The organism is Mucilaginibacter sp. OK268 (genome assembly GCF_900103125.1).
Lineage (GTDB): Bacteria > Bacteroidota > Bacteroidia > Sphingobacteriales > Sphingobacteriaceae > Mucilaginibacter.
Window position 1 is genome coordinate 55656 of the sequence record NZ_FNJV01000004.1, and the last position, 23967, is coordinate 79622.

General features: G+C 39.3%; 20 protein-coding genes and 1 tRNA gene. 8 read left to right on the top strand and 13 right to left on the bottom strand.

Features of this window, described 5'->3' with window-relative positions; genetic code table 11:
- The first annotated feature begins 840 nt into the window (after window positions 1–840).
- Window positions 841–1143, top strand: coding sequence for a helix-turn-helix domain-containing protein (locus tag BLR84_RS14945; protein ID WP_218128350.1), 303 nt, complete (start codon window positions 841–843; stop codon window positions 1141–1143).
- A 93-nt stretch (window positions 1144–1236) separates the two neighbouring features.
- Here the strand turns inward: BLR84_RS14945 and BLR84_RS14950 are convergent, their stop codons facing one another.
- The 9 genes from BLR84_RS14950 to BLR84_RS14990 all read right to left on the bottom strand — a co-directional run bounded on the left by BLR84_RS14950 (window position 1237) and on the right by BLR84_RS14990 (window position 13751).
- Complete coding sequence (locus tag BLR84_RS14950; protein ID WP_090469536.1) at window positions 1237–1767, bottom strand: hypothetical protein; 531 nt, start codon at window positions 1765–1767, stop codon at window positions 1237–1239.
- A complete protein-coding gene (locus tag BLR84_RS14955; protein WP_090469538.1) occupies window positions 1764–5432 on the bottom strand; it encodes a DUF6443 domain-containing protein in 3669 nt (1222 codons plus the stop codon). The genes BLR84_RS14950 and BLR84_RS14955 overlap by 4 nt, the downstream gene beginning before the upstream one ends.
- 32 nt (window positions 5433–5464) lie before the next feature.
- Window positions 5465–8830: an RHS repeat domain-containing protein gene (locus BLR84_RS14960; RefSeq protein ID WP_090469541.1), complete on the bottom strand. Its 3366-nt coding sequence runs from the start codon at window positions 8828–8830 to the stop codon at window positions 5465–5467.
- Entirely contained in the window at window positions 8830–9729 is a 900-nt protein-coding gene (locus BLR84_RS14965; RefSeq protein WP_090469545.1) for a hypothetical protein, read from the bottom strand. The genes BLR84_RS14960 and BLR84_RS14965 overlap by 1 nt, the downstream gene beginning before the upstream one ends.
- A gap of 847 nt (window positions 9730–10576) precedes the next feature.
- Window positions 10577–11677: an NHL repeat-containing protein gene (locus BLR84_RS14970; RefSeq protein ID WP_090469549.1), complete on the bottom strand. Its 1101-nt coding sequence runs from the start codon at window positions 11675–11677 to the stop codon at window positions 10577–10579.
- 41 nt (window positions 11678–11718) lie between these two features.
- On the bottom strand, window positions 11719–12111 hold the full coding sequence (locus BLR84_RS14975; RefSeq protein ID WP_090469552.1) for a hypothetical protein: 393 nt from the start codon (window positions 12109–12111) through the stop codon (window positions 11719–11721).
- A 313-nt stretch (window positions 12112–12424) separates the two neighbouring features.
- Entirely contained in the window at window positions 12425–12925 is a 501-nt protein-coding gene (locus BLR84_RS14980; RefSeq protein WP_143013913.1) for a hypothetical protein, read from the bottom strand.
- 126 nt (window positions 12926–13051) lie between these two features.
- The gene (locus tag BLR84_RS14985; protein WP_090469558.1) at window positions 13052–13261 is read right to left on the bottom strand and encodes a hypothetical protein; all 210 of its coding nucleotides are present in this window, start codon (window positions 13259–13261) and stop codon (window positions 13052–13054) included.
- Window positions 13262–13271: 10 nt separating this feature from the next.
- Complete coding sequence (locus BLR84_RS14990; protein ID WP_090469560.1) at window positions 13272–13751, bottom strand: hypothetical protein; 480 nt, start codon at window positions 13749–13751, stop codon at window positions 13272–13274.
- A gap of 952 nt (window positions 13752–14703) precedes the next feature.
- On the opposite strand from BLR84_RS14990, the gene BLR84_RS14995 reads away from it, so the two are divergent.
- The gene (locus BLR84_RS14995) at window positions 14704–15336 is read left to right on the top strand and encodes a helix-turn-helix domain-containing protein (protein WP_090469562.1); all 633 of its coding nucleotides are present in this window, start codon (window positions 14704–14706) and stop codon (window positions 15334–15336) included.
- A gap of 18 nt (window positions 15337–15354) precedes the next feature.
- On the opposite strand, the gene BLR84_RS15000 is transcribed toward BLR84_RS14995, so the two are convergent.
- The 4 genes from BLR84_RS15000 to BLR84_RS15015 all read right to left on the bottom strand — a co-directional run bounded on the left by BLR84_RS15000 (window position 15355) and on the right by BLR84_RS15015 (window position 20026).
- Entirely contained in the window at window positions 15355–17190 is a 1836-nt protein-coding gene (locus BLR84_RS15000; protein WP_090469565.1) for a DEAD/DEAH box helicase family protein, read from the bottom strand.
- A 71-nt stretch (window positions 17191–17261) separates the two neighbouring features.
- Window positions 17262–17813 carry a hypothetical protein gene (locus tag BLR84_RS15005; protein ID WP_090469567.1) on the bottom strand — a complete coding sequence of 184 codons (552 nt, stop codon included), beginning with the start codon at window positions 17811–17813 and terminating at the stop codon, window positions 17262–17264.
- A 101-nt stretch (window positions 17814–17914) separates the two neighbouring features.
- The gene (locus tag BLR84_RS15010; protein WP_143013914.1) at window positions 17915–18796 is read right to left on the bottom strand and encodes a hypothetical protein; all 882 of its coding nucleotides are present in this window, start codon (window positions 18794–18796) and stop codon (window positions 17915–17917) included.
- Window positions 18797–20026 (bottom strand): site-specific integrase, encoded by a 1230-nt coding sequence (locus BLR84_RS15015; RefSeq protein WP_090469572.1) that lies wholly within the window; start codon window positions 20024–20026, stop codon window positions 18797–18799.
- 267 nt (window positions 20027–20293) lie between these two features.
- Here BLR84_RS15015 and BLR84_RS15020 point away from each other — a divergent pair.
- The 6 genes from BLR84_RS15020 (at window position 20294) to BLR84_RS15045 (ending at window position 23963) form a co-directional block, all read left to right on the top strand.
- Window positions 20294–20371 (top strand) — tRNA-Val (locus BLR84_RS15020).
- Between the two features lie 299 nt (window positions 20372–20670).
- Window positions 20671–21900, top strand: a complete 1230-nt coding sequence (locus BLR84_RS15025; RefSeq protein ID WP_090470358.1) for a site-specific integrase — start codon at window positions 20671–20673, stop codon at window positions 21898–21900.
- Window positions 21901–21950: 50 nt separating this feature from the next.
- Complete coding sequence (locus BLR84_RS15030) at window positions 21951–22295, top strand: type II toxin-antitoxin system RelE/ParE family toxin (protein WP_090469575.1); 345 nt, start codon at window positions 21951–21953, stop codon at window positions 22293–22295.
- Window positions 22282–22578, top strand: coding sequence for a helix-turn-helix domain-containing protein (locus BLR84_RS15035; protein WP_090469577.1), 297 nt, complete (start codon window positions 22282–22284; stop codon window positions 22576–22578). The genes BLR84_RS15030 and BLR84_RS15035 overlap by 14 nt, the downstream gene beginning before the upstream one ends.
- Before the next feature lie 8 nt (window positions 22579–22586).
- Entirely contained in the window at window positions 22587–23249 is a 663-nt protein-coding gene (locus tag BLR84_RS15040) for a hypothetical protein (protein WP_090469579.1), read from the top strand.
- A gap of 108 nt (window positions 23250–23357) precedes the next feature.
- Window positions 23358–23963, top strand: coding sequence for a hypothetical protein (locus BLR84_RS15045; RefSeq protein ID WP_090469583.1), 606 nt, complete (start codon window positions 23358–23360; stop codon window positions 23961–23963).
- Window positions 23964–23967 lie beyond the last annotated feature (4 nt).

The window sequence follows — 23967 nt, forward strand, 5'->3', positions numbered from 1 at the left end:
TCAGCACATTTTACGTTTAAGTTTCATATTACTATACTGGTTGATTTGGAAATGTGCAGGTTTGATTGGGAGCTTTAAACAGCATGAGATTGTAAGTTGAGAACATTCTACTGTATACCAATTTCCTATTTTTTGAGAGTTTTTGTAAGTACCCTTATAGTAGCAAGTATGCTATAAAAATAGGAAAAAGGAAAGTTGTTGAGGATGGTTAAAATGCTATATCTGTCTACTGTCTTTAAAAGGTAGATTGTTGTTTGACTTGCAATTGACTGTATCTATCATTTGAAGATTGTTTGATTCTGATTGAGTGTAGTTGGATTGGTTGGGTGTGATTCTAACCTGTTCGTCTTAAAAGGTAAAACTTGCTATTATTCACCTATTACTCGTCCTCAGTACCTTTTAATAAGATAACTCAAAATGCTATTCGCATGTATATCGGTCGCTATTGAATTAGGACTATCTGTATGTTTTTGGCAATCAAAGCCGGCGTTCATGCTAACCTTATCGGTAGGTACGAAAGGATGAGGCTATACCTTCTGCCGAGGTCGCCAGTAAGATTGCTGATGCTTTAAGCGTGTCATTAGATACCTGGTAGGTAAGGCTGATAAGCAGATAGATGAAGCTCTTTTAGATAAGGTTCTATCCATCCAGCAACTCCCTGATGAGGATAGAGAGCATATCATGTATGCTATTGATGGCCTTATCCAGCATGCTAAGACAAGGATGGCTTATAAAAAGTAAAAGCCCAAAGAGTGGTTGATCGCTGGGCCTATTACTTTATATTCTTACATTGCAAATGCTTAAACCCATATTACACACTGATCACAGATCAGCGCGAGAGTGGCAAATAAATGGTCACAAGATGACCTCGCAAAAGAAACTGACTCTTCCAGAATAATGATAGGTAAGTATGAAAGGGGCGATAATTCCCTATCTATCGAGGTCATTGTTAAGTTAGCACGAGCATTTAAGGTATCTATCGATTACCTACTCGGCGAGGGATTAAATGCCAATTACGATAAAGAAACCATCAAACGATTGGATGATCTCGAAAGCCTTCCCGAAGAAGAAAAGCAACGCATTTTTCACTATATGGATTTAGTGATCCGTGACTATAAAGCTAAGAAAGCTTATTCAAAGTAACTCTTATTAAAAAGTAAAGCCCAACGCTGTGGTTGGGCTAATTGTTACTTATCAATTCTTACTCACACGCCACAGGAGTGCGCTAGTTAAGGATTACAAAGACTTTAAGTCTTTGTAATTCAACTTAATATTTAAGATATTCTTTCTATAATTACGAATGTATTCTGTATGCGTTATGAAAACATCGACTATATTATTATGCGTGTCTAAAGAAAACGCCAATTCCATTGATAACGTCGCTTTGCATTTCCTGCACCCTTTTTTATAACCTGGTTTCCAACGATAATGGTTAAATGTACCTGTTACGTATTTATGTATCTCTGCAAGATGTTTATCGTCTTCTCCAGTATATCTTTCAGGTATTAACACCCCTTGCCTGTTAATTTTAAAAACCATTTCATAAAGACCCAATAAGGTATCCCGCTTTAGAAGGTCAAAGGCCGATTTCAAACCTGCTTTATTTTTAATATCAGATAAAAACAAAGCCGAATCAATAAGTTGCGGCGGTCTGTACGCCGATGTTTTAGGATGGTCGCCAGCAAGGCAACATTCTAGCGTTTGGGCTTTTAAATGATGGAGTCCCATGAACGTCATAAGAAGAATTAGCAATTTAAGATTTTTCATTTTACTATTTGAATTGGGGGCCCCTGTTGTCTATTCATTTTTATCTTTTCAATAGTTCTTTGATTACCATTTGGTGAAGTCTGTAACCATCCAGGAGAATTATTAACCCCAAATGATCCCTCAATCCAATCGGTATAGGATCCGTCTTTAGCCTTTCCTATTGGCTCTGTTACCCACCCATTAGGTAGAAAAATATTTAGTCTGTTACCTGTAATTTTATTCAAATCGCGTCCAAGCTGTTGGCCTCCTTTACCCATTCCGATGTTACATGCCGCTATTATAAACCTTCCACCATCCGTAACCAAATTAGCCATTCCAAGTAATGGTGCCACTTTTGATTTGATTGCATCATATTGTGGATTTCCTGTATAATCCGTTCCCATTAAAAACAGTAAATTACTATCATAAATATAATTAGGATTAGTCGTATTGTGTATGTCATTTATGGCAAAACTTGACTCACCTCCCGTACCCTCTTGACCGCCATGAGTTTCAAGCACAAGATTGTCAAGGCTGTTTCCAGACGCGTCATGTAATGCCTGTAAAGCATTAAGCCCCACTCCAATATTTGAAACTGAAAACACGCTCCATTGTCCATAGAAACCACTCTTGTTTGCTTGATTAACATGGCCTCTTGTACTTTTATCCCCCTCAACATCAACATAAGCATTTTTAGTTCTACCTGTAAGCAATTTAAAAGCCTCAACAGCATCGTTGGTATTTACATTATCAAATCTCACACCTCCGTCAATAGTAGTAACATTTCTACCATCTGGATCAATAAGTACTATTGGATTATTCGCAACAAAATTATACGGTGAATGATTGAGGAAATTCTCCGCCAACGGATCCACACTTGTCCACCTGGCAATCACCGGATCATAGAACCTGGCACCGTAATCGTATTGGTTCAACTCATCCTGCAACTCTTTCTTATTGTAAAGATAATGATTTCTCAAACTTGGTATCGTTCCCCTGGGCACATTCAATCCGAAAGGGTAATAATCGTCTTCACTCTTCTTGCCATTCGTCTGGTCAAATGTTACCCGGTTATTCCCCAGGTGATCTGTCAGGGTATACTCATAGTTCGGTGAACTTGTTGGGTTCAATACCCGGCCCTCCTCCGTCTGCACAAAGTCTATTCCTGCTCCTGTGTACTGGATGCCACCAATGTATTCCGTTATCGTCGTACCCGAGATCTTCCGTAGCTTCTGACCGCTGGCATCATAGGTATAGGTTAAGCCTTTACCGGTGATCGTTTGCGGTAGGTTGAGCAGGTTATAGGTGATGGTGTTACCCTGGCCATCGCTGGTGGCATTGCCATTGGCATCATATCCATAACTCCGGGTAATTCCACCGCTGACCGAAGCTAACTGGTTGGTGCTCCCATAATTATAGGTCAGCGTTCCCGCGTTTGGCCCCAAACGTATCATGGTCTTGATATTGCCGTTGGCATCATAGGTTATACCGTTCTCACTAAATGCCTCTACCGAATTGCCCGCTGTTAAACGGTTCAGCTGATCGTAATTATAGGTCACATACTTTAGCCCTGCGGCACCCTTGTTATACAACTGTTCGGAGATATTGCCGTTATACTGCGAACTCACGTTGTGGGCCGGCACCGGCGTATTGTAATTCAGCGCCATGCTGAACAGCTTATCTGCCGCCGGGGCTACACTAGGGTCGTTTACCTGCGAAAGCCAGCCCCGCTCGTTATACGCATAGCTGATATTCTGCAAAAACGAAGACCCGTTGTTGGTGCTATGCAGGTGTTTGGTCTTTAACTGCCCGATCTCGTTATAATCGGTCTGGCTTAACAGCACCGTCGTCCCGCCGTTGATCTGTTCTTTGGTCTGAACCTTGCGCCCCATGTGGTCATAGTAATACAAGTTGGCGATGGTCAATACCGCGTTTGTTGTATTGGTGGCGTTATAATGCTGACGAGTGGTAGAAGTGACAGCATTGGTAAAATCATATCCCGTGGTGATCACATCATAGTTATTGGCGTTTGGCGTGCCGCCACCCAGATAGTGCTGCTTATAGGTTTGTATGTTACGGCCAAAACCGTCGTAATAGCTGACACCCCACAGCATATTGGTGCTCCCCAGTATATTTACCTTACTGGCAGTAAGCAAACCCTTGGTTTGGGTGCTGCCTCCGAATGGCATCGTGCCGAATTTGGCAGGGAACCCGGTGATATTGCTGAAACTATAGTCGTCATAATAGTTGATGCTTAAAGAACTGCTTAATGCCGGGTAACTAGTGATACTATAGCCTGTGTTGATATCGCTGGTGTTGCGTACATCCCACTGGGCGGCATTATAAATATTGGTTTGCAGCTGGGATTGCGATAAGGCTGCGGCATCGGTCCATAAACCGGTCATGATCACTCTTCCTAAAGCGTCATACTTGGTTACTGTCCATTGCTTGCTGGCACGCTGAACCGCATCCTGGCTGAGCACCGGCTGATCCAGTTTGTTATAGACCATATATTCCCAGTCCTTGCCGGGCAACCTTTTCCGGCTTAACCGGTTGCGTTCGTCATATTGATACTGATAACACAGGTTATCCAGCACAGGTTGATTAGCTGTACTCGTGATCCCGGCATCAGCACCACTTAGCGGGGGGAGTACAAAGGCCAGGTTACCCAAATCATCGTACACGTAATAGGTAGATAACATTTGCAGCGCGCCAGCGGTGTAATTAAACGTGCGTTTCAGCACCACATGGCCTTCTTTATCTTTATATTCTTCGGTTGTTCCTCCACGACCACTTTTCCAGTTTTCGTCCTTGCTCACGGTTACATACAGCTGACCAGCCGGGTAATAATTGCCTGAGGTATTGCCGATGGTCAGCGTTCGGCTCTGGTTGCTGTTGATCGTCGCGTTATAAAGTGTTACCCGCATGCTGACTGCCGTATCGGTCCCGCTAAAGGCGTTCAGGTTATTGATCGTATAAACCATTTTTACCGTATGTCCCGTGGTATTTCCTGCAACCGGCTGCCAGGCTGTTCCAGGCGCGCCTTGCTCTACCACCCGGTTCAAGGGCGAAGGTTCAAAATTGGTCTGGGCGAATGGCTGCGGGATCACCACGATACCGTTGCTTTGTTGTGTTCCGCTGGTACCATTGCCCGTTGGGTTATAAAAACTACTGATCCCTGTGATTAGCGCATCTGTTTTATAGCTGCCATCCGCGGTAGTGGCCGCATACGGCAGGTACTTCGTCGTTTCCCTGCCAAATTGGTCATAGGCAATGGGCTGTACCATGTCTTTATTCAAAGGGCTGCCTTTGACCTGTATTGTTTGCAAGGGTCTGCCCAATCCGTCAAAATAGCTTACTGTCTGCATCAGTTCACAGGTAGAGTAAGTGTTTACTGCCGGGTTGTAACCTGCATTGCGTGGTACAGAACTGAGTATGTAATTCTGGTTTTGGCTCAGCGCGGTGCCCAGCGGCTGGCAATCCGGGTTGGCGATATACAAGCTCAAACTGCTCCCTGCTGCTGCCGTAAAACTGAAGCCCGGGCTCAGTGCAATACTGCTGTAACTGAAATAAGAACCTGCCGCCGGTGTGCCCGTCATCGGGGCCGTTACCTGCGTTTGTGCTTTTAAGCTTAAAGCATAAAGCATAAAGCCGAAGGCTATGAGTAATCTATTTATATGCTTCATCGTGATAATGTCTTGTAGGTTGATCCTTCGGTTTACTGTCCCTGGTAATGATAGTCCATGTGTTTCACAATGTTCCCGTCTTTGTCCTTCAGGTTCATCAATCGCTGGAAATTGTCGTATTCGTAGGTTGTCGTTTCTCCTTTGGCGTCCGTTGAACTGGTCATGCCAATCAATGGTTCATAGGTATACGTGGTCAGCAAGGCATCTTTAGGATAGATTCGCACATCGTCGTAAGCCGTGCCTCCGGTCATCGTAAATGAAGGGCCGGCATAAACTTGTTCTCCACTATATTTCCACAGACCTCCACTCAGATACCAATAACTGATCATATAATTCCGGTTATTCGGCTTGGTCCAGCTCACCCCGGCACTGGTTGTATATTTTAGTCCGGTATGTGCTGTCCCGTTCGTTACCCCCGTAGCAGTACTTTCTTCAAACCCCTCGTAATAAAACTCGGTATTCAATGCGTTCTTACATTGAGCTACCGGATATTCCTGGTTATAACCCCATTTGTAGCCTACAGTTATGCCATCTTTTGGAGTTGCCAGAACTGGGTTCCCTGTGGGGTCGTACTGATAGGCTATCTGTTCCTCGTATTGATCATCATGGACATAACTCCCGTGTGATGAAGGATAAGGCAGCTGCCCTTTAGCACTTGCCGAAAACTTAAAGTTCGCCTGGCTTATCGGCGATGTTTCTTTCAGCTTATACGATTTTGTTAGCAGGCCCCTATCTCCGTATTCATTGATTGATCCTGAAACGACACGGGTACCCTGGCTATCGGTTAAATAAACGACCTGTTCAATCGGATTGTTGCCCCCATTGGTGAAATTGGTTAATGGAACATACTCATCGCCATAAATATTGGCTTTTGTGTAGGTTTTGCCGTCACTTTTGGTTGTAACATCCCTGGTTACAAGCAGGTTGGGTGGATTATCGTAATAAAAATCATGATTTACAACAACGGAGTCTGTATTGCTATAGGTTACATCCCGCTGTTTATCCATGTAGTATAATGTCGCGGCCTCCCGGGCGGCGCCGACAAAGTTCGTTATGGCGCTTTGAAAACCTTGTACATAGATCGGGATGGATGTCCAAAAATATTGACTAAATGTATAGGGGACAGAAGTTTTATAACTTCGTGTTGATCTTGTTAACAGCTTATTTTGACTATCATATATTTCTGTTCCCAGTAAATTACCTCTCAAAAAGTCCTGTGTCCCGGTTGTCCCTAAGTTATGGTTGACTACCGGCGTTTGAAACTCAGGATCAAAATCACTATAATCTCTATAAGTAGTATAATAGTTTACCGTTTTTGAATTATCGTTTCTAATTTCTTCTATTCTCTGGTAATTAATATAATTGCCCTGAGTTAGAGGGATAGTATTTACTGTTGAAGATCTTAATACGAATATGGCATCGCATTGATCTCCCAGGGGATTGCCATCTACAGTAAGATTGCTATCGAAATAATAATAATACTTAGGATCTGCCCCAATCACACCGGAGGACAACTCACTATTATTCATTTTATACCGGTAAGTGGTGATCATGTCATTAGCATGATTAATCCCGTCATAATTCGTAACTTTCTTCAGCCTGACACCTCCTCCGAAATCCATAAAGGCTTTGTAATAGTCCTTGCCGGAAATATTGATGGATATCCTGTAAAGACAACCCACCTTGCGTGAATCTACCTGGGCAACGACGTCCGCCAGGAAACTGTCAAAAACATCGTAGGTACCGGCAGGAAAAGTTTTTTTTATTGGGGGATATGATCTTGTTTCCTGTAAGCAATCTCTACCGTCATTGATCTCGATCGTACCCGTTGCAGTAATTTCCGCCTGGTGTGCTATTGTAAAGGTCCCATCGATGTCTGGTCCATCACCCGTCGTATAATATTTCCAGGTGTTTACGGCCGGGATACTAAAGTATACGGTTCGTTCATATCCAAAACTATAATCATGAGGTTCGTACTCAAAAGTTGTTTGCCCGCCCGTTGGGTATCTTATATTTTTTAGAATACCACATACTGCAACAGAGGTGTTTACCCCCCTGTCAGCGGTTCCAACTGGTTGATCGTACATACCAAAGGCCGGCGCCGTGATGATTGTTCTGGGTATGAGGGATCCATTACCCGCAGCGTTGTAATACCCCCAGTGATCGATACCCATGTAATTATAGGGAACATTTGGAAATGAATAATAATCAAAATTGTATTTGTTAAATATCCCTCCGCCTTTGGCATATTGTCTGAACTCCACCGGTACTGCACGTATGCGCCCAAGAGGATTATTATATTTTATAGCAAAAGATTTTAAGGGTACCGTCAGATTGTTTAAACTATAAACAGCAATGGAATCTAATTGCTTATCTTTTAAGGTATACGTACTACCGGTCGCCTGGATCTGATAGGGATCATCCCGGTCACTCGTGAAAAATTTCACTTTCGCGGATTTGGTTTCAATCTCACTTAAGTATATGACCTCGTGCCAGGTAGGGTTTTTTGAGAAATTATTCATTGGAACACTCGGACTCCCACCAAATGTGGCACAGCTGGCAAGTCCCATGCTCTCAGACGGAAATTCCTGATAGCGATAAGCATTTGGTGTGCCTTGATAATAATAGTTGATGTAATCTCCTCTTTTTGAGGTAGCATTTGTAAGATACCAGCTGGATACGGTTTTTATCTCATACGGCTGTGTCGCGACCGTAGTTGGTGTTCTTGACCATTCTTTATCTGAGAACGTATAGGTATCCCCTTCCGGCGTGCTGATCACCCAGGACTCAATACCGGCAATGATATTATGACTTTGATCATCTGCCCTGCTATAAGTGATTTTAATATCTTGATAGGGCATGATATGTATATCTCCGCCAAAGTCCATATAAAACTGCCCGGAATAATTCCCGACATGAAAGCTGTACATGTCCGGCTGAAAATCAAATTGATTATGATTAATTTTATCGTAGGTTTGAAAAGTGATCGTCCGTCCGCTTTTAATTGTATTGTCAAAGTCGGCAGCATCGGCCAGATTACTAAGATAACCATACAGATAAGTGTCATCGGGAAGCCCCCTTACGGTCCGGGTGATTACGCCGCCGCCGCTTAAGGTCCAACCAGCGCCCACCCAACCGGGAACTTCGGCTGGCTTGAATCCGTTGGAATTATACCTGAGTTGAATATTTTCATCCAATGTCCCGGTTTGTAAATTAAAGATGGGGACGGAGGCATTGATCGCTCCCGTGGACGAGTTCCCGTAATTATTGATATATTTCCCTAACGAGGCGGCCGTCGGAGATGGTGGGATAAATGTGTTGTTTTGCGTCGATTGTTGTGATAATCCGTTTAGTGAGGCAGCTAAAAACGGCAGCAGGAGCATTAATTTCTTTACCATTATTTGTTTTTTAGCTGTATTTTTAAATCATTAATATCTTTTTGCTGATCTTCTATTCGTTTATTTTGCTCGATCATATATAAGGTTAATTCCTCCACTTTCTTCATCAGTAACTTATTCATTTCACTCACATCAAGACCTTTCTTTACCATTTCCTGTTCGGATGGGACCTCCGGTAAATGTTGATTTTGATCGATGTAGTTTTTAACCTCGCTTAATGGACGTAATTGATAATCATTCTTTAATACATAGTCAGACCAACCGTTCAGATCGATCAATACGGATTTAGAATGAATAGTACCATTTACGGACAGTTTCTGATCTGGGGTTTTAGTGCCAATGCCAACATTATCATTGACCAGATTTAGTGTCTCGAAATAATTCGTATTATTACTTCTAACACCAAATGATAAAACGGTATGGCCTGAAGGAACCGTTATTCCCATTACTCCATAATATCTTGTTGCTTCTGCGCCTGATACAATTAATTGACTAGCGTCGGTATAGCTATTATTATTAACCTCAAGCGCACTTTGTGGATTATTTGTCCCTATACCTGTACTACCATTTGAATTGATGGTTAATCGATCTGCGCCATTTGTTCGAAAAATCACTCTGCCTGTAGGAGTGCCTGCGAACAAATCCCCTAAATAGATATTGTTGTCCGCAGCAATACCAAGTAATGGTGTTGCTGCACCAGAAGTATTTCTAGCGGCAAACCAGCTCGCATTATCTATGAGTATGTTTCCACCAGAAACATGAAGTTTGCTTAAAGGCGCAGTCGTGCCAATACCAATGGAATTAGTAGTTGAAGTAACAGTGCCACTGGTTGTCCATTGGGCATGTACTAATGATGAAAAGCTTAAAAATAGATTAAGTGAAAAGATGAGTTTCTTCATGATATAAGGGCAAAAAGTTTGCTTAAAATATATGGACAAGATCAATCCGTAGTAGATTGGTGCTAAGTTGTTTTGAAATGAATAAATGCTATTTGATTGATGCCTTTCTGAAGGCTAAGGGTTGGGTATTCTTACTGTGATAATGCGATCATATTGCAGGGTTAAGGTGCTTCAAATATAATTATTTATCATTTCAAACAAATAGGCTTTAATAATATTTAACAACTTATTTAAAACAATTGTTAATACTCTCTGCGAGCCGCCTGCGAATAGAGGAGAGGATCTTTGTAGAGATAGCACGAAGTGCGGCTACAAAGAATGCTTCACACAAAAAACTGGCGTTGCGTTTGACTCCTTGGGGCTGTGTGTTAGCCTTTCAAACGCCATGACAGTTGTGAAGTCCTCGACGAGAAGCAGGTGAGCAAAAGTTATAATGAGCGCCTGGCTTTATAGATATTGAGTGTTGCAAGTGTTACCTGGTCGAATAGACCAAGTAAAAGCGCAGCATAAGCGAAAGGTATATAAAGACAGAGAAAGCTCATGTGGATTACCGTAATTGCTACGGACAACAGTAGTGACAGGCTGCAGATGCAGTGGAGAGAAATATGTGCGTAGCACTTATTGAACGCAACGAAGCCTGGCGGTTCTGTTGTATAGCTTTCAGGTAAGTAACACCGATCTTCCTGGTGTGTGAGTGGCCTCTGCGCCCAGCCATAAGCATAACTTGGCTTTCTCCTTGTAAGCAACCAAAAGTGAGGGAGCCAAGTGTAGGCTTATGTCATTAAAAGAGCCTACCCGAAAGTAAGCTCTCTTATTATTTAGATTCTGTACCTTTTAATAAGTCAACTCAATTGATAGTAACCTTTTGAATAACAAAGCCATTAGGGTGAGTTGCATAATAAATATTTCCTGACTGATCTGCTGTGGCAGCCCATATAACAGGATTGCTAGTAATAATGCCTCCATTTGTCACTGTACCATCTGACTTCACTTTATAAAAGCCTGAACCCTTAAGCTCTTTTGAAGGGCTATATAAATCTCCATAACTGTAAATGGTCCCATTCTGGTTGCCTGATAGCGTAGCCGGAAGTGCAGCAATAGGCTTTTGAAATGTATAAAGTGTACTTGTTGACTGTGAGTTCGAAATCTTAACAATACCTGTCGTGGTAATTGCATAAACTTCACCATTACCCTGGGCATATAGTGAGCCGGGAAAGCCACCATCTACACTTGCCATTAAAGTTCCTGAGCCTGAACTAATCTTATATACGTTCATCTTGCCTGGCGTAGAATTTCCTGTAATGAACGCTCCGTAAACATTTCCTGACGCATCTACTGTTATGTTGTTTAATACAGTAGCTGGTTCAGCCCAGACATTTGTGGCATCGCCCGATGTAGTAGAAGAGATTAATACTTTGACAAAGCCACCCGTCGATATGTCAAATTTATAAACACCTATTTCCTGATAATACCATCCACCATTAGATGGAGTAGTTGAATAATCGGTTAAGTTGGCCAAGACATATAAGGCACCATTTGGATCAGAGGCGATGTCCAGTATACGATATATCTTTGACTTGTGGACTGGTTTGTTGTTTACGAATTCTTCATATCCAGAGTTGAATAGCGTAGAGGTTGTTCCATTTGGTGTTACTTTCCTTATTTTAAAATAAAGATGGTTGTCTGTTGTAGATACAGGTTCAAGAACATAAACGTTACCGGCTTTGTCAGATGTGAGCTTTGAAATCGTATAGAACTGTGCATTTGTACCCACTCCATCAGTCGATTCTTGTTTACCACCTCCGGCAAAGCTTTGAACAGCCAAGGTTGGTATAGTTTCAATAGGCGGCTTTGGTGTTACAGGCTCCGTGTTGTTATCTGTTTTCTTGCTGCATGATGTAAATAGTAAAGCTGTGGCAGTCAATGCCATCAATAGAGTTGTTTTCATTGTTGATCTTGTGATTGATTTGTGAGTTAAGGTTATGAATTTTAAAAGCGTTTGGCTGTGAGTTTCCAATAGGCTGTCCTGTATGCACCCTTATTTTCTTGAACATTCCAGGTGAACTCCGCTGACGTAAGTACTGCAAGCGAGGTATGCAGCTTCAGCGTGTAAGTATAGGTTTCTGTTCCGCTCTCGTTTTTAGATATGTTTGTATAGGTATTATCGGACGATTTCTTTAAGAACATTGGCTTATCTGTACCAATCGTCATTGATGCGCTGTTATCAAATACCTCAATGGTCATTATCTTTCCCAAAGTATATGGAGCTCGCTCATCGTAAAGCCTTTGGATAGATGCATCCAGCGCTGTGATCTTTAGTTTTTGGGCATGTAGTGATAAAGTAGACAGGGAAAGGAGCAATATGATCCTAATTGTTTTCATTGTGATTAATTAAGGCACCGAATAGTCCTCAAATCGGCAGGTTATAAAACACGAAAGCGCAGGACTTAACTTAGTCTGCGCATCAGGGGCACCTAGGAGAGCCCTACAGCAACAAACAAGTCTTCGCCCTACGCTTTCGCGTTGGACGTTGAACTCATTTGTTTTTGCTGTAATACGAAATTTCCTAGGTTTCCTGATACAAAACAAACAAAGCTTAACGCTTATATTTTAATAAGATGATATGTCTATGTAATGGTATGTTGGCGGTTCCCTCCTTGTTTTAATACAAAGTTAGTGATAAGTCAATAATACTTTAGGCAACTGCCTGCATTTGTTTTCTTCTAACGGTTGCAGATTTGTATTTGATCTGTTTGAATGTATGGTGCTTATTGCGCTCTTCAATATATTCGTACATTTCTGAACAGGTTTTAATGCACCAGTCCGTCCTAACCGCTTCCTCAATATTAATAGCCGTGGTGTCTTTGGCTGTCAGTTTATAAATGCTCCTGATAAAGGCTGAGGTAACTTTACTGTATTGGTTTACAGCTAAGACCTGTTCAAATCCATAGTGAATGGCCAGTATTTCATTTGGGTGGCACTCCAACCTTAAATAGATCAATGGATTAATAAACTCATGGATGATGGTGCCAACTTTAGTTGTGGTTTTGTCCTCACGTTCCAGGCTGTAGCGTAATTCCTCTCTTTCCAATGTGGATAGCAGTTGTTTGGCATTCCTGTAGATAGCGTAATATACCTCTTTGACTGTCTTATTATAAGTTGACTGAATCGGGTTAATTGGTTGTTGCTGTTTCATTTGGTTTAAGTGTTTACAATAGCTGTTAATAAGAAATGCCTGGTCGATCAGACCAAGCATTTTGAATGTGTGTTGGGAAGTTTTACCTTTTAAAGCAAGTAGCTGGATGTGCGCTTTTGAAATGGCTTAGCTTTCGTTCTTTACCTCGTAAAGACGCTTCAAGGGTACGAAATAGGCTGAATCTAAATGCTCCTGCTCTTCAAATGCTTGATATAGCAGACATTCCGATCTGAACCATTCATAATTCATTAGGTCCTGAACGAAAGGCCATTTGATCAGAACATAAAGTTCATCAACAGATATAGCACAGTTGAATTGATATTGGTTATTAGGCATGTGATTGGAATTAAAGTGTTTTAATGTATTGTTTGTCCTGGTGGTTTTGAACGCCTTGAAAGAAGGCTGGTAAGTTTGGTTGTTTAGGCTTGTGTAGGCATTTGCCTGTGTTGATTGGGATGCACAATAATTTCCTTACTTCTGCCTCAAATCGGAAGTCATCAAAGTCGTAATGTATCTGCATGATGCCCAGCAAGTCACATTCCAGATAAAAAGAGAGTTTATCACAAATGAAACTGTGTAATGCAAAAGGATCGTTACCATCATCTTTATAGTCCCTTTCAAAGTATATCGTTCCTCGTTCGAGGTATTGCTCTTTGATCAATTGGAGAATACGATAGTATTTGTTCATGATGGTGTCGTTAACACCTTTCAAATCATTAGGATGAGAGCCTGTGCTTACTTTCTTCCATTGCTTGCCGAGTTTAATAGATCGTTGTGGTGCAATAGTAGGTTTTGTGTTTTCGGGTCGTTTGTTGAGTTCTGTCATGTGTTTTCATGTCGTTTAAGGGTTAGTAATTGAATTGTTTTGAGTGTTGAGGCGATTGAGAAAGTGAGTTCTGGGCAGCATTCTTTGTTAATTTCTAACAGTTGCCTGCGTTTGGTTATGCTGACCGGATTTTATGGATCGTGGCACACTGCTCTTGCTTTTAACACTCAAAACAAATCGTCTTTCATCAGGAACATGGTAAGGGGATGAATGCAGACCGGGGGATCTGCTTAAAGCTTATTCAAAAAAATTATTGAGAAGTAATTACTTATAGGGGGGCGGGTGTTATTGGAAAGGCCAGAGGGGGCGTTTAAAGAAATGGGGACTGTTTTACTGATTTTGACCTGTTCGTATTAAAAGGTAAGCCTGACAAATGACTTTCCGATAGATTTGATAAGTCTACTTTACTTGAGTGCCTTTTAAATGAAGATGGTTGAGTGTATTTTACTAAGCAGTATTGCCTTAAATGCAAAAAGACAGGTCTATGCCTGTCTTTTTGTTCTTCCAAATATATAATGATTTAGTACGTGACCGCGCACTAACAGATTGATACAAAGATACTTAAAATTTACCGCATCTTAAATACAAACCATTGATTATCTGTTATTTATACTGAATATTCCCAAAAGATACGCTAACTATACTATATGTGTATTTCTTAGTATAGTTAGCATTTACTTAAGGAATAAAAGTACTGCTATCTTGGCCGCACAAAATATTACTAGTCCGTATAATATTAATAACATTGATAATAAAATGTGCAGGATAAGATCTTTCTCAAAAGATCGCTAACTATACATTATATAGTTTTAAGTAGTTAGAGTATTCATTAGGAAATATCATGTATTTTTCGTATATTTAACTATGTAACAACAAGTTACACGACCATCACTCCCGACTTCCAGATACACTCCTATCCCTAAGATTTCTTCTTATTTACTTTTAATGATTCATGACCGTGATTCAACCTAACAGGCGATTTATCGCTATGCCAGATTTTTTAAACTTAAACCAACAAAACATTAAGTACTTAGATGCCTTAACCTATGTTACCATCAGATCATTTCATAACTCAACTACTGGACTATGCTATCCTGCTTATGAAACGATTGCAGATAAAGCTGGAATGAGCAGAAGCTTTATAATCAATTCTGTAAAAAGATTAGAAAAAGGTGGCTTCTTGAATATTACTCATTCAAAGAAGAAACACACTTGCAATCAATATCATTTTGATAAAGAACCTCGCTTTGAAAGAATACCATACGAACTCTTGGATGCCGATTTATCGGCTAATCAAAAAGCTATGTTAATATGCTTAAGACAGTTTTTTAACGAAGGTCCTTTAAGTTCAACCAAAACCATTACAGACTTTGCAAAACTGCTTGGCATAAGTTACAAAACGGTATACAGTCAGTTCATAGAGCTTATAGCCAAAGGGTTTATTAATGAAAAATATAAGATAATGAAAGGTCAAACCAAGAGCTTAATTTGGCTTAAATTAAGTGATAAAATTGACTGGCATTATGACTATTCTAAATCTAAGCCGAAGCAAGCTATCGTTTATCCTAAATTGAGGGTTGCATAGTATGGTCTATAAATACAATTAAGCTGCAAGTTCGTTGCAGCTGTTGTATTTCCGTTCCATTAATATATAGGCCCTTGCCGATTTCGAATCAATATGGTTAAAATAAGGCTTGATATGAAAGTATAAAGTTATATCTGTTGATTTAGCTTTACTAGATAGACCAAGTATGTCATGCAGCTCTTGAAGTTTCTTTTTTATATCTTTTACTAAATAGGATTTATTGAGTTGGAAGGTTTTATTGATTAAATCTATTAACGGATAACTGTTTTTCTTTTCTTTTATATCCAATTCCAGAAGTTCATTTTGCATTTTAACTCTGTTGTAGTTAAGACTGATGATTTTTTCTATCCCCAATCGCTCATACGCATTGAAAGTTATAGGGAATACATTTAAAATTCGTAAACGCTCTTTATAATAAGTATCTGTACCCTTTATTGCTTCAAGGTCTTGTAAGGTGGCCACGCTGTTTTTATTACTCGCTTTCAAATATTTAACTTTGTGATGTGATAGTTTAATGCATACATCTTTATTAAAAGTTACACTTTCTTCTTTAAGTTTAAATAGCGTTGTACCAACATAAGCCGACATTAACTGGGACGTACTACTATAATACTGGCTTACCCTATTTTCATCTAAATAATTATCTTGTAAGAAGTAGGAATAGTTACCATTTTCATCCAATAAATTAAAGTATGGTTTACATGTTTTTAATGCCTGGTCAAGAAAGTAAATATTATCTTGTTCAATAAATGAGGTTTTAAGACCGCTTAGGGTTTCATATGCTTTTTTGCTTTTTACAATTTCGTCCTTTGATTCATCTGGGTTTAATGGTGTTATATATCTACTCACGTTATTTATATGCACCAAAGGGAGGTCTTGTATCTCTCGAAACCTTCCACTGATCTGCAAAACATCGGTGAAGGGATCAACTATACAATGATTTCCAAAACTACAATCGCTAATGATAATTACGTTAGGGACTACATCTGCAATGTTTATATCTAAACCATTATAAAAGCTACTGGTAAGGAAGTTATATTTTGTATAACCGTCATATAAACTATGGGCATATTTTACGCCTTTGTCTTTTAAATGATTCTTATATTCCTCTGAACAGAATATTTTGACATCTCTTTTTATTTTGAGCTGCTTGATTAAGCTAAGGATCCCACTAACACTGTTGAAAAATATAAAATAACATTCCGATGGATTCTCGTTTATATGTTGTTTTAAAGAGCTTATTACACTGTTTGAGTTAATTAGCTTTATACCCTTTTTATAATCAAAGTCCGGAGTAACTTTGTAGTGCTTAAACTTTTGCTCGACCAACCTGGAGTCACTTGGAGGGATTGGTGTTGCTGAAATCATGGCCTTTCGATCAAATTGAAAGAAGTTTTCCATCATTTCAAGCATATCACCTCTGTATCCCGCATCCTGTATTAACTTGTGACATTCATCAATCAAAACAAAGAAAGAGCTTTTGTAGTTCAGGCCGGTTAGTTGTGTGGCTTTTATGATTTTTTTTAACCCGGCCGGAGTCGTTAATAACTTACGATATTCAGCAGAACCAGAAGCTAAATAATTATAAACTTGCTCGACGGTAACTTCACCGTGAACAGCAAAGGTTGAATCTTTATATTTAGGGTCGTTATGTTTGCTTTTTACTATTGACAGGTGTGGCAGAATGATTATACTATCTCTTTTAGAAACAATCTCGCTATGAGTAGCACCGAGCCCACAGACCGTTTTATAAATAATGGTGTTGGACGGTATAGGGTTTACTTCTGGTATTTCTGTAAATCTGGTAATCTCAATAGGAAAGACAATCTCCTTATCGAATGTAATATTGTGCATTGGTTGAGTTTTGAAGGTGAGTGATTAAGAAAAAGAGCGGGTGCTATACACCCGCTTTGTCGATTTCTGGATTATTCCGGCATGTCGTCGTCTGAATAGTCATCTTCAAATCCATTGGCTTCATCATCAATAGCTTGATCGACATCATATGGCGCGTTCTTTTCAAAATTGCTCCATACGTCCGATAACGTATTTGAGCCGTTAAACATCGCATACATAGCGGCATTTGATTTGGTGATCTGCTCTATCGATTTTTGCAAAATCCCCCAACGAACTGATATAACATTGCGTTGTGCAACATCTAAAACTAATGCGATCTCATCAATATAGATGTATTTGTCGACTAAATCCTCAATAGCTGTTTTTATGTGATTACTTTTTGATTCTTTATGGAACAAACTCCTTAAAGCAATATCATGGAAAACCCCATCCAGAAATAAATCCTCATTTAATCTCTTCCACTGGATTTTGGCCATCGCTATTTGCACCTCCCCAAACTGTTGATAGTATAAACTCCGTATAACAAGAAAACCTTTACGAGGGCTTAATTTTCCGGTATTGGGGTGAATGGCATTTGCAAACTCTTGATTCCTTGTTGATTTTAACTGTTCGAATATGTTCATTTTTTTTGTATTAACCGCCGGCTACATTGCCTTTGGTGATACAAAAGTGTCAAGGAATCGAAAGGTGAAAGGAAATAAGAAAACGCTGTTTTTAAAAGATTTTATTTCCCTGTAAAATAGGAATTTAACTGTTTAAACCTATTCATTAGAAACGTTCTCGTCCAATCCTTAGGTTCTGATTCAATCTTCAAATGATCAACGTATTGAAACCCCTCAAGTATATCAAAATAGAAATTCAACAGCTTATCCGAAAACCAAGTATTGGGCTCTGGTTTAATATCGGTTTCTGATACCAGGTATTTATAAATAAATAAGCAGAGATCGGCCTGTTGTTCTTTAATCACTTTGGCAGGTGTAATTAAGCGAACAGTTGCCGCTGTGCTTAACTTCTCCAAATTTAACTCCTTGTTATTCTCTCTTTCAGTATACATATCATCCGCCGCTAATCCCAATAGAGAGATAGGGTAGTTACCTTTTTCTATGTTTTCAGTTATAAGCTGACTTATCCAGGCTACCAGATCGGGGTCATTTACTTTGGCTGTATCAGTATTTGTTGCTAAGACTAGTTTGTTGTATTTATTCTTTGGTGTTTGTTTTGCAAGTAGCAGAAACATTGCCAGGTCCTTTGCTCTCTTCCGATTGTTGTAATCAAGCTCTAAATCATAAATTCTTTCTTCTATAAGCTTGTACTTTAAAAGGAGCAACAATAGCAAATCATCACCAAATTCAACAAGATCATACTTTAACAATATCTCCTGAAAGCTGTTGAATACGGCTTTATCTCGTTCTTCATCCCACCAATCAATTACTATTGGGTACCCAGTGGGATTCTCTACTTGCATTTGTTCTGGTGTCACTGGCCATTGGAAATGTTTGTGGATTCTCTGGTAATTTGGATGGAAGTTGAATTGTAGCATGTATTTATTAAAAGGTACTAAGGTAAAAAAAGCAAGGTAGTTGCCCACCCTGCTTAATATTTTCATCTACTCTATTAGCTGAATAACCTTTTCATTTACCTCATCGATCAGGCTTTGATCGTAACTATCTAAGTAGGTATTAGTTATTTTATTGCCATATTCATGACCTAGGCATTCGGCGATTACCTCATTGGAATATCCAAGCTTTTTCTTGGCTAAGGTTGCAAAAGTATGCCTTGTTACGTAACTAGTAACATCCTCTTCAATACCACAATTACCTCCAATGCGGGTAAGGTATTTATTTGATGTTTTGATCCATTGAAATATTACCTTTTTTGCTTCCAGGCTATCCTCAATAATTGTAGCCGGTAATATTGGTAGAAGATATTTTGCATCTGGGTCGATATAGTGATTAAGAAGCCCCAAGGTATATGGCAGCAGTTTCACTTTAAGCTCTTTTCCTGTTTTCCTTCTTTTATAAACCACATATCCTTTCTTGATATTTTCTGACTTTAGGTAGGCTATATCAGTGAAGGAAGCTCCCCGAAGCGCAAAGCTTAAAAGAAAGTAGCTTCTAGCTTTCCATTCTTGAGATTTATGTTTAAGGTCAAGTTTAGTTATTTTAATTAATTCCTCTAAACTTATTGCACGCTTAGCAGTCCGTTCTGTTTTAACTGTAATATCTAAAAATGGATAGTGTGCCCTATCAACAATTTTTTCTTTAATTGCCTTGTTGTATATCGCCCGTAGAGTACGAAAATAATTACTAATTGAGTTGGCTTTTAAACCGGACTTTATGAGATCATTTTTAAATCCTTCAAGGAATTTGTATGTTATATCAGTAAATCTAAGCTTCGGGTTATTAGCATAAGTCATTAATTTGTTAGTTGCCGTTTGATAAATAATAGCATTACCGGCTTTATTAATAGAAAGCATCGCTTCTATAAGTTGCTGAGAGTATTCTTTAAAAGGTAAGGATTTTACGCTTTTAACGGGTTTGTAGTTATCGTTAATTCTTTCCTTTAAGTTATCGAAATTAAAGATCTCTTCATTTTCAAGTTCGAGTACTGCCTTTTGAATTTTCAAGTAAAACTCAGTAACCTTCTTATTTAATAATTGCATATTGGGGTGTGTGCTTTTTATACTCTGGTTTTTGTTATCCCAATATTCCTTTTGAATATGGACCCCAGAATTGATAGTGCTTACCTTTCTATCACAAGTAATTCTAATAATAATTGAATAAGTCCCATCTGACTTTGCCCGTCTTTCATCTAATAATACCTTGTAAGTAACCATGTTTTTTGTATTATGGTTACCCTGTTTGTGCAAACTATGTGCAAACAACCCTGTGATTTAACTTAAAATCTACTAAAACGGCTCAATGCCCCAATATGGAAATCTTACCCGAAGACCCACGCCCCGGCCGAAATAATATAGCGATGTGAAGCTTTAAAAAAGTCGTTTTGTTATTTTTATTGTTAATAATCAACGGGTTAATACAAATTGAAAATTTTTTTTTTGAAGAATAGATCAGAACTTCTATATTTGCAGACCCAAAAGCAAGGGAGTTTAGCTCAGCTGGTTCAGAGCATCTGCCTTACAAGCAGAGGGTCACTGGTTCGAACCCAGTAACTCCCACCAAGAGGCATATCAAGCCGTATCGAAACCCTGTAAATTATATTATTTACAGGGTTTTATGTTTTCAGTCATCTCAATTTAACGCATACTTTCTTAATGTTTCCGGTACCAAAGTGAGTACCAGCATTTGTTTTCTACATTTGTGGTACTCTAAAGCGTTGTAATTAATTGCTTGTCAGGTAATTAACTCTGAAAAAAAGCATTAAAAATGACCTGTTTTTAGCCTGTTTGACATGGTATTTCCAGCGGTTTGGAGTACCAAAATATCAAACCATTTTAAAATGTGTCAAAACAAATTAAGTATGAAAGCAACAAACAGATTCAGTATTCACTTCAAATTGAGGGCTGAAAGGACAAAGGACGGCTTTGCGCCGGTATTTTTAGGTCTTGTGGTGGATGGCACCAAGAGCTATATGGCTTTGAAGAACTTCCAGGCAGATACAGAACATTGGGACAAGATCAAAGGCGGAGGCAGAAAGGACACCAGGCAAGGCCGGGCTATCAATGAATATCTTGACGAAGTCCGGATGACTATCAGGGGGCATTACCGGGATATGGAGCTTAACGGTGAGCGGATCACAAGCGATACGCTAAAAGATGCCTTTCTTGGAAACGTGCAGGATGGTGCCCCAATCATGTTCAGCGAATTAATAGCTTATCACAATGAACAGGCTTTAGCGTTATTGAGCATCGGTACTATGCGGCATTATTACGTTACGCAACGTTACCTCATTAAATTCTTTAATCTGAAATATAAAAGGGAAGATATAGCGCTTTCTGCGCTCAATTACAAATTCATCTCCGATTTTGAAATTTTCTTACACAACCATAAACCAGTTGATCACCAAAAGCCGATGGATACCAACGGGGTATTGAAGCACCTCGTACGGCTAAAGAAAATGGTTAACCTGGCTATAAGCCTGAGTTGGATTGAAAAAGACCCTTTCAAAGGGTTTAAGATGAAAAAGAAGAAAGTGGAGAAAGAGTTTTTAAATGAATGGGAGTTGGAATCCATCGAAAGAAAGATGTTTAAGATTGAACGCCTCGCTATGGTCAGGGATATGTTTGTTTTTTGCTGTTATACTGGCCTTTCTTATGTTGACCTAATGAATTTGAGGCCGGAACATATCGTAAAAGGAATTGATGGTGAGCCATGGATTAAAACTTTCCGTCAGAAGACATCTATTCCGGTCAATACCCCTTTGCTTATCAGCGCGCAAAATATTCTTACAAGTTATGCTGGTAATATCAGGGCGATTTCAAAGGGAATGATATTTCCTTTGCTGAGCAACCAGAAAATGAACAGCTACCTGAAGGAAATTGCTGACTTCTGCGGCATTAAAAAGAATCTGACCTTCCATATTGCCCGCCATACCTTTGCGACCACTATAACGCTTTCTAATGGCGTTCCAATCGAAACGGTCAGCAAAATGTTAGGCCATACTAAAATTGCTACGACACAGATCTATGCCCGTGTGCTTGAAAAAAAAGTAAGCGATGATATGGCCATACTGAGAAAAAAATTAGCGTAACAAGTTTTAAAAACCCTGTTGCCCAATTGGGCAACATTTGATATATTTGTATGAGAGCGAATCAAGTAAGAGAAATAGTATATTTCAAAAACTACTTTCTGGATTTTTTTAAAAAGCAGCAACAAAAAATTCAGAAAAAAATATATTGGACATTTCAAGTCATTGAAGAACATGAGAATGTACCGGAAACTTATTTTAAACACCTGGAAGGTACGGACGGTCTTTATGAAATAAGAGTGCAAGCAGGAAGTGACATTATCCGCATTTTCTGTTTCTTTGATAAAGGAAAAATAGTTGTCGCGATAAACGGATTTCAAAAAAAGACTCAGAAAACGCCATTCAAAGAAATTGACAAAGCCTTAAAAATTAGGAAGGAATATTATGAAAACAAATAATTTAACCAAATTCAGAGATCATCTTGATGAATTATATAAACCCGGAACAAGTGAACGCGCAGACTTTGATGCAGGCTATGAAGAATTCAAAATCGGTGTTTTAATCCATGAGGCCAGAAAGGCCCAGGGCCTGACCCAAGATCAGCTCGCTGAGAAGTGTGGTACAACAAAGGCATACATCTCCAAAGTTGAAAATAATTTAAAAGATGTTCGCTTTTCTACTTTAAGAAATATTGTAGAAAAGGGCTTAGGAGGCAAACTTCAATTATATATTCGAATCTGACCAAAATCATGATTTGGCCAGATTTTATCACAACGGTTGGCTTTACCGGTTCAGAACAGTTATTTCAACTGGTTCTACAAGAAAAGTTTTATAAGCCGTTAAATAAAAAAGGCTTTGCTGTTAGTCTAATTGAGGTTGAAAAAAATGATATCATACCTGCTGACGGATTTTTAAATTTCCCTTCGTGGATCAATTTCTATTTGACAGAAGACTTTGTCATAGGCGAGTACAACTCAACATCAGAGTTTTACACGGAGCTTGCGGCCAAACTTGAAGACATTTTTAAAATGATCGGAAGAAAGGAAGATCGAGCGACGTTGGAGAGCATGAGGGCAGCTAGATACTCCTTTTTTTATAGATGCAATGACGGGAGGATATTGCTCTTTCAACTACATAATAACGCCAGTGAAGTCTTAATGTGGAGGTTCAAACAATCCCTTGATTTTATTTCAGACCTGTTGGCCGCAAAAACACCGGAAGTCGAGAATGCCATCAACAAAGGCTATTCCTATAACGACCTTATCTATTATGTCGGTTATTTGAATGACTCTTGGAGAATTATAGATCCTTTACTATATGTGGCGGACCAAATTAACTCGGAATACCGACAACATGCGGATTTAAGAACTCATAAGCCTGATATCATTTTGCAAGAAGATAACCTGAACTGACGGCACACATTCGGCGATAATTGGGTGTTAGAATTTGATGGGCTTTCTACTTTTTTGGATCGACCAAATGATGTTGGGTTGTATTCGAGCATTTGCGAAAGGAATCTTTTGTTAGCAAGAAAATTTTATAATGATACTATTCTGATAAGGCATCAATATTACACTGGTGACTTTCCCATACCAGAACAGCAAAGAGAGTATTTTGACTATTTTGAACTCATTACAACTGCCCTGATCTTTGCTTATAGTTCAATTGAAGCTTTTATAAATAATTTTATTCCGGACGATTACACCTACACCAAGCCAAATGGCACCAAAGTGATGGATAAAAATCATATTGAGCGCTATTTTTCATTAACCGATAAGCTGAAAAATATTTTCACGGATATATATCGTACGCCAGACCCGGAGTTGGAAACCTGGTGGCAAACCTTAACTGACCTACAAGAATTGAGAGATCAGACCATTCATACCAAGCAACATTATTCGCAAACTCGGTATTCTAAACTGCTTAGCCGGGAAATTTTTGATACCATACAAATCTATAAGATTATTATTTCCTACTATGGTAAATACATTTTGGGAAAAGATAAAAACCTTATTAACGACTTTCCTTATAATTTTGGTTTCGACCAGGTATATCCGGCCCTTATGACAGACCGCACTTATAAAGACATCTACAACAGTCTTCACAACCCGTCGAAGCCCTTGTAGATAG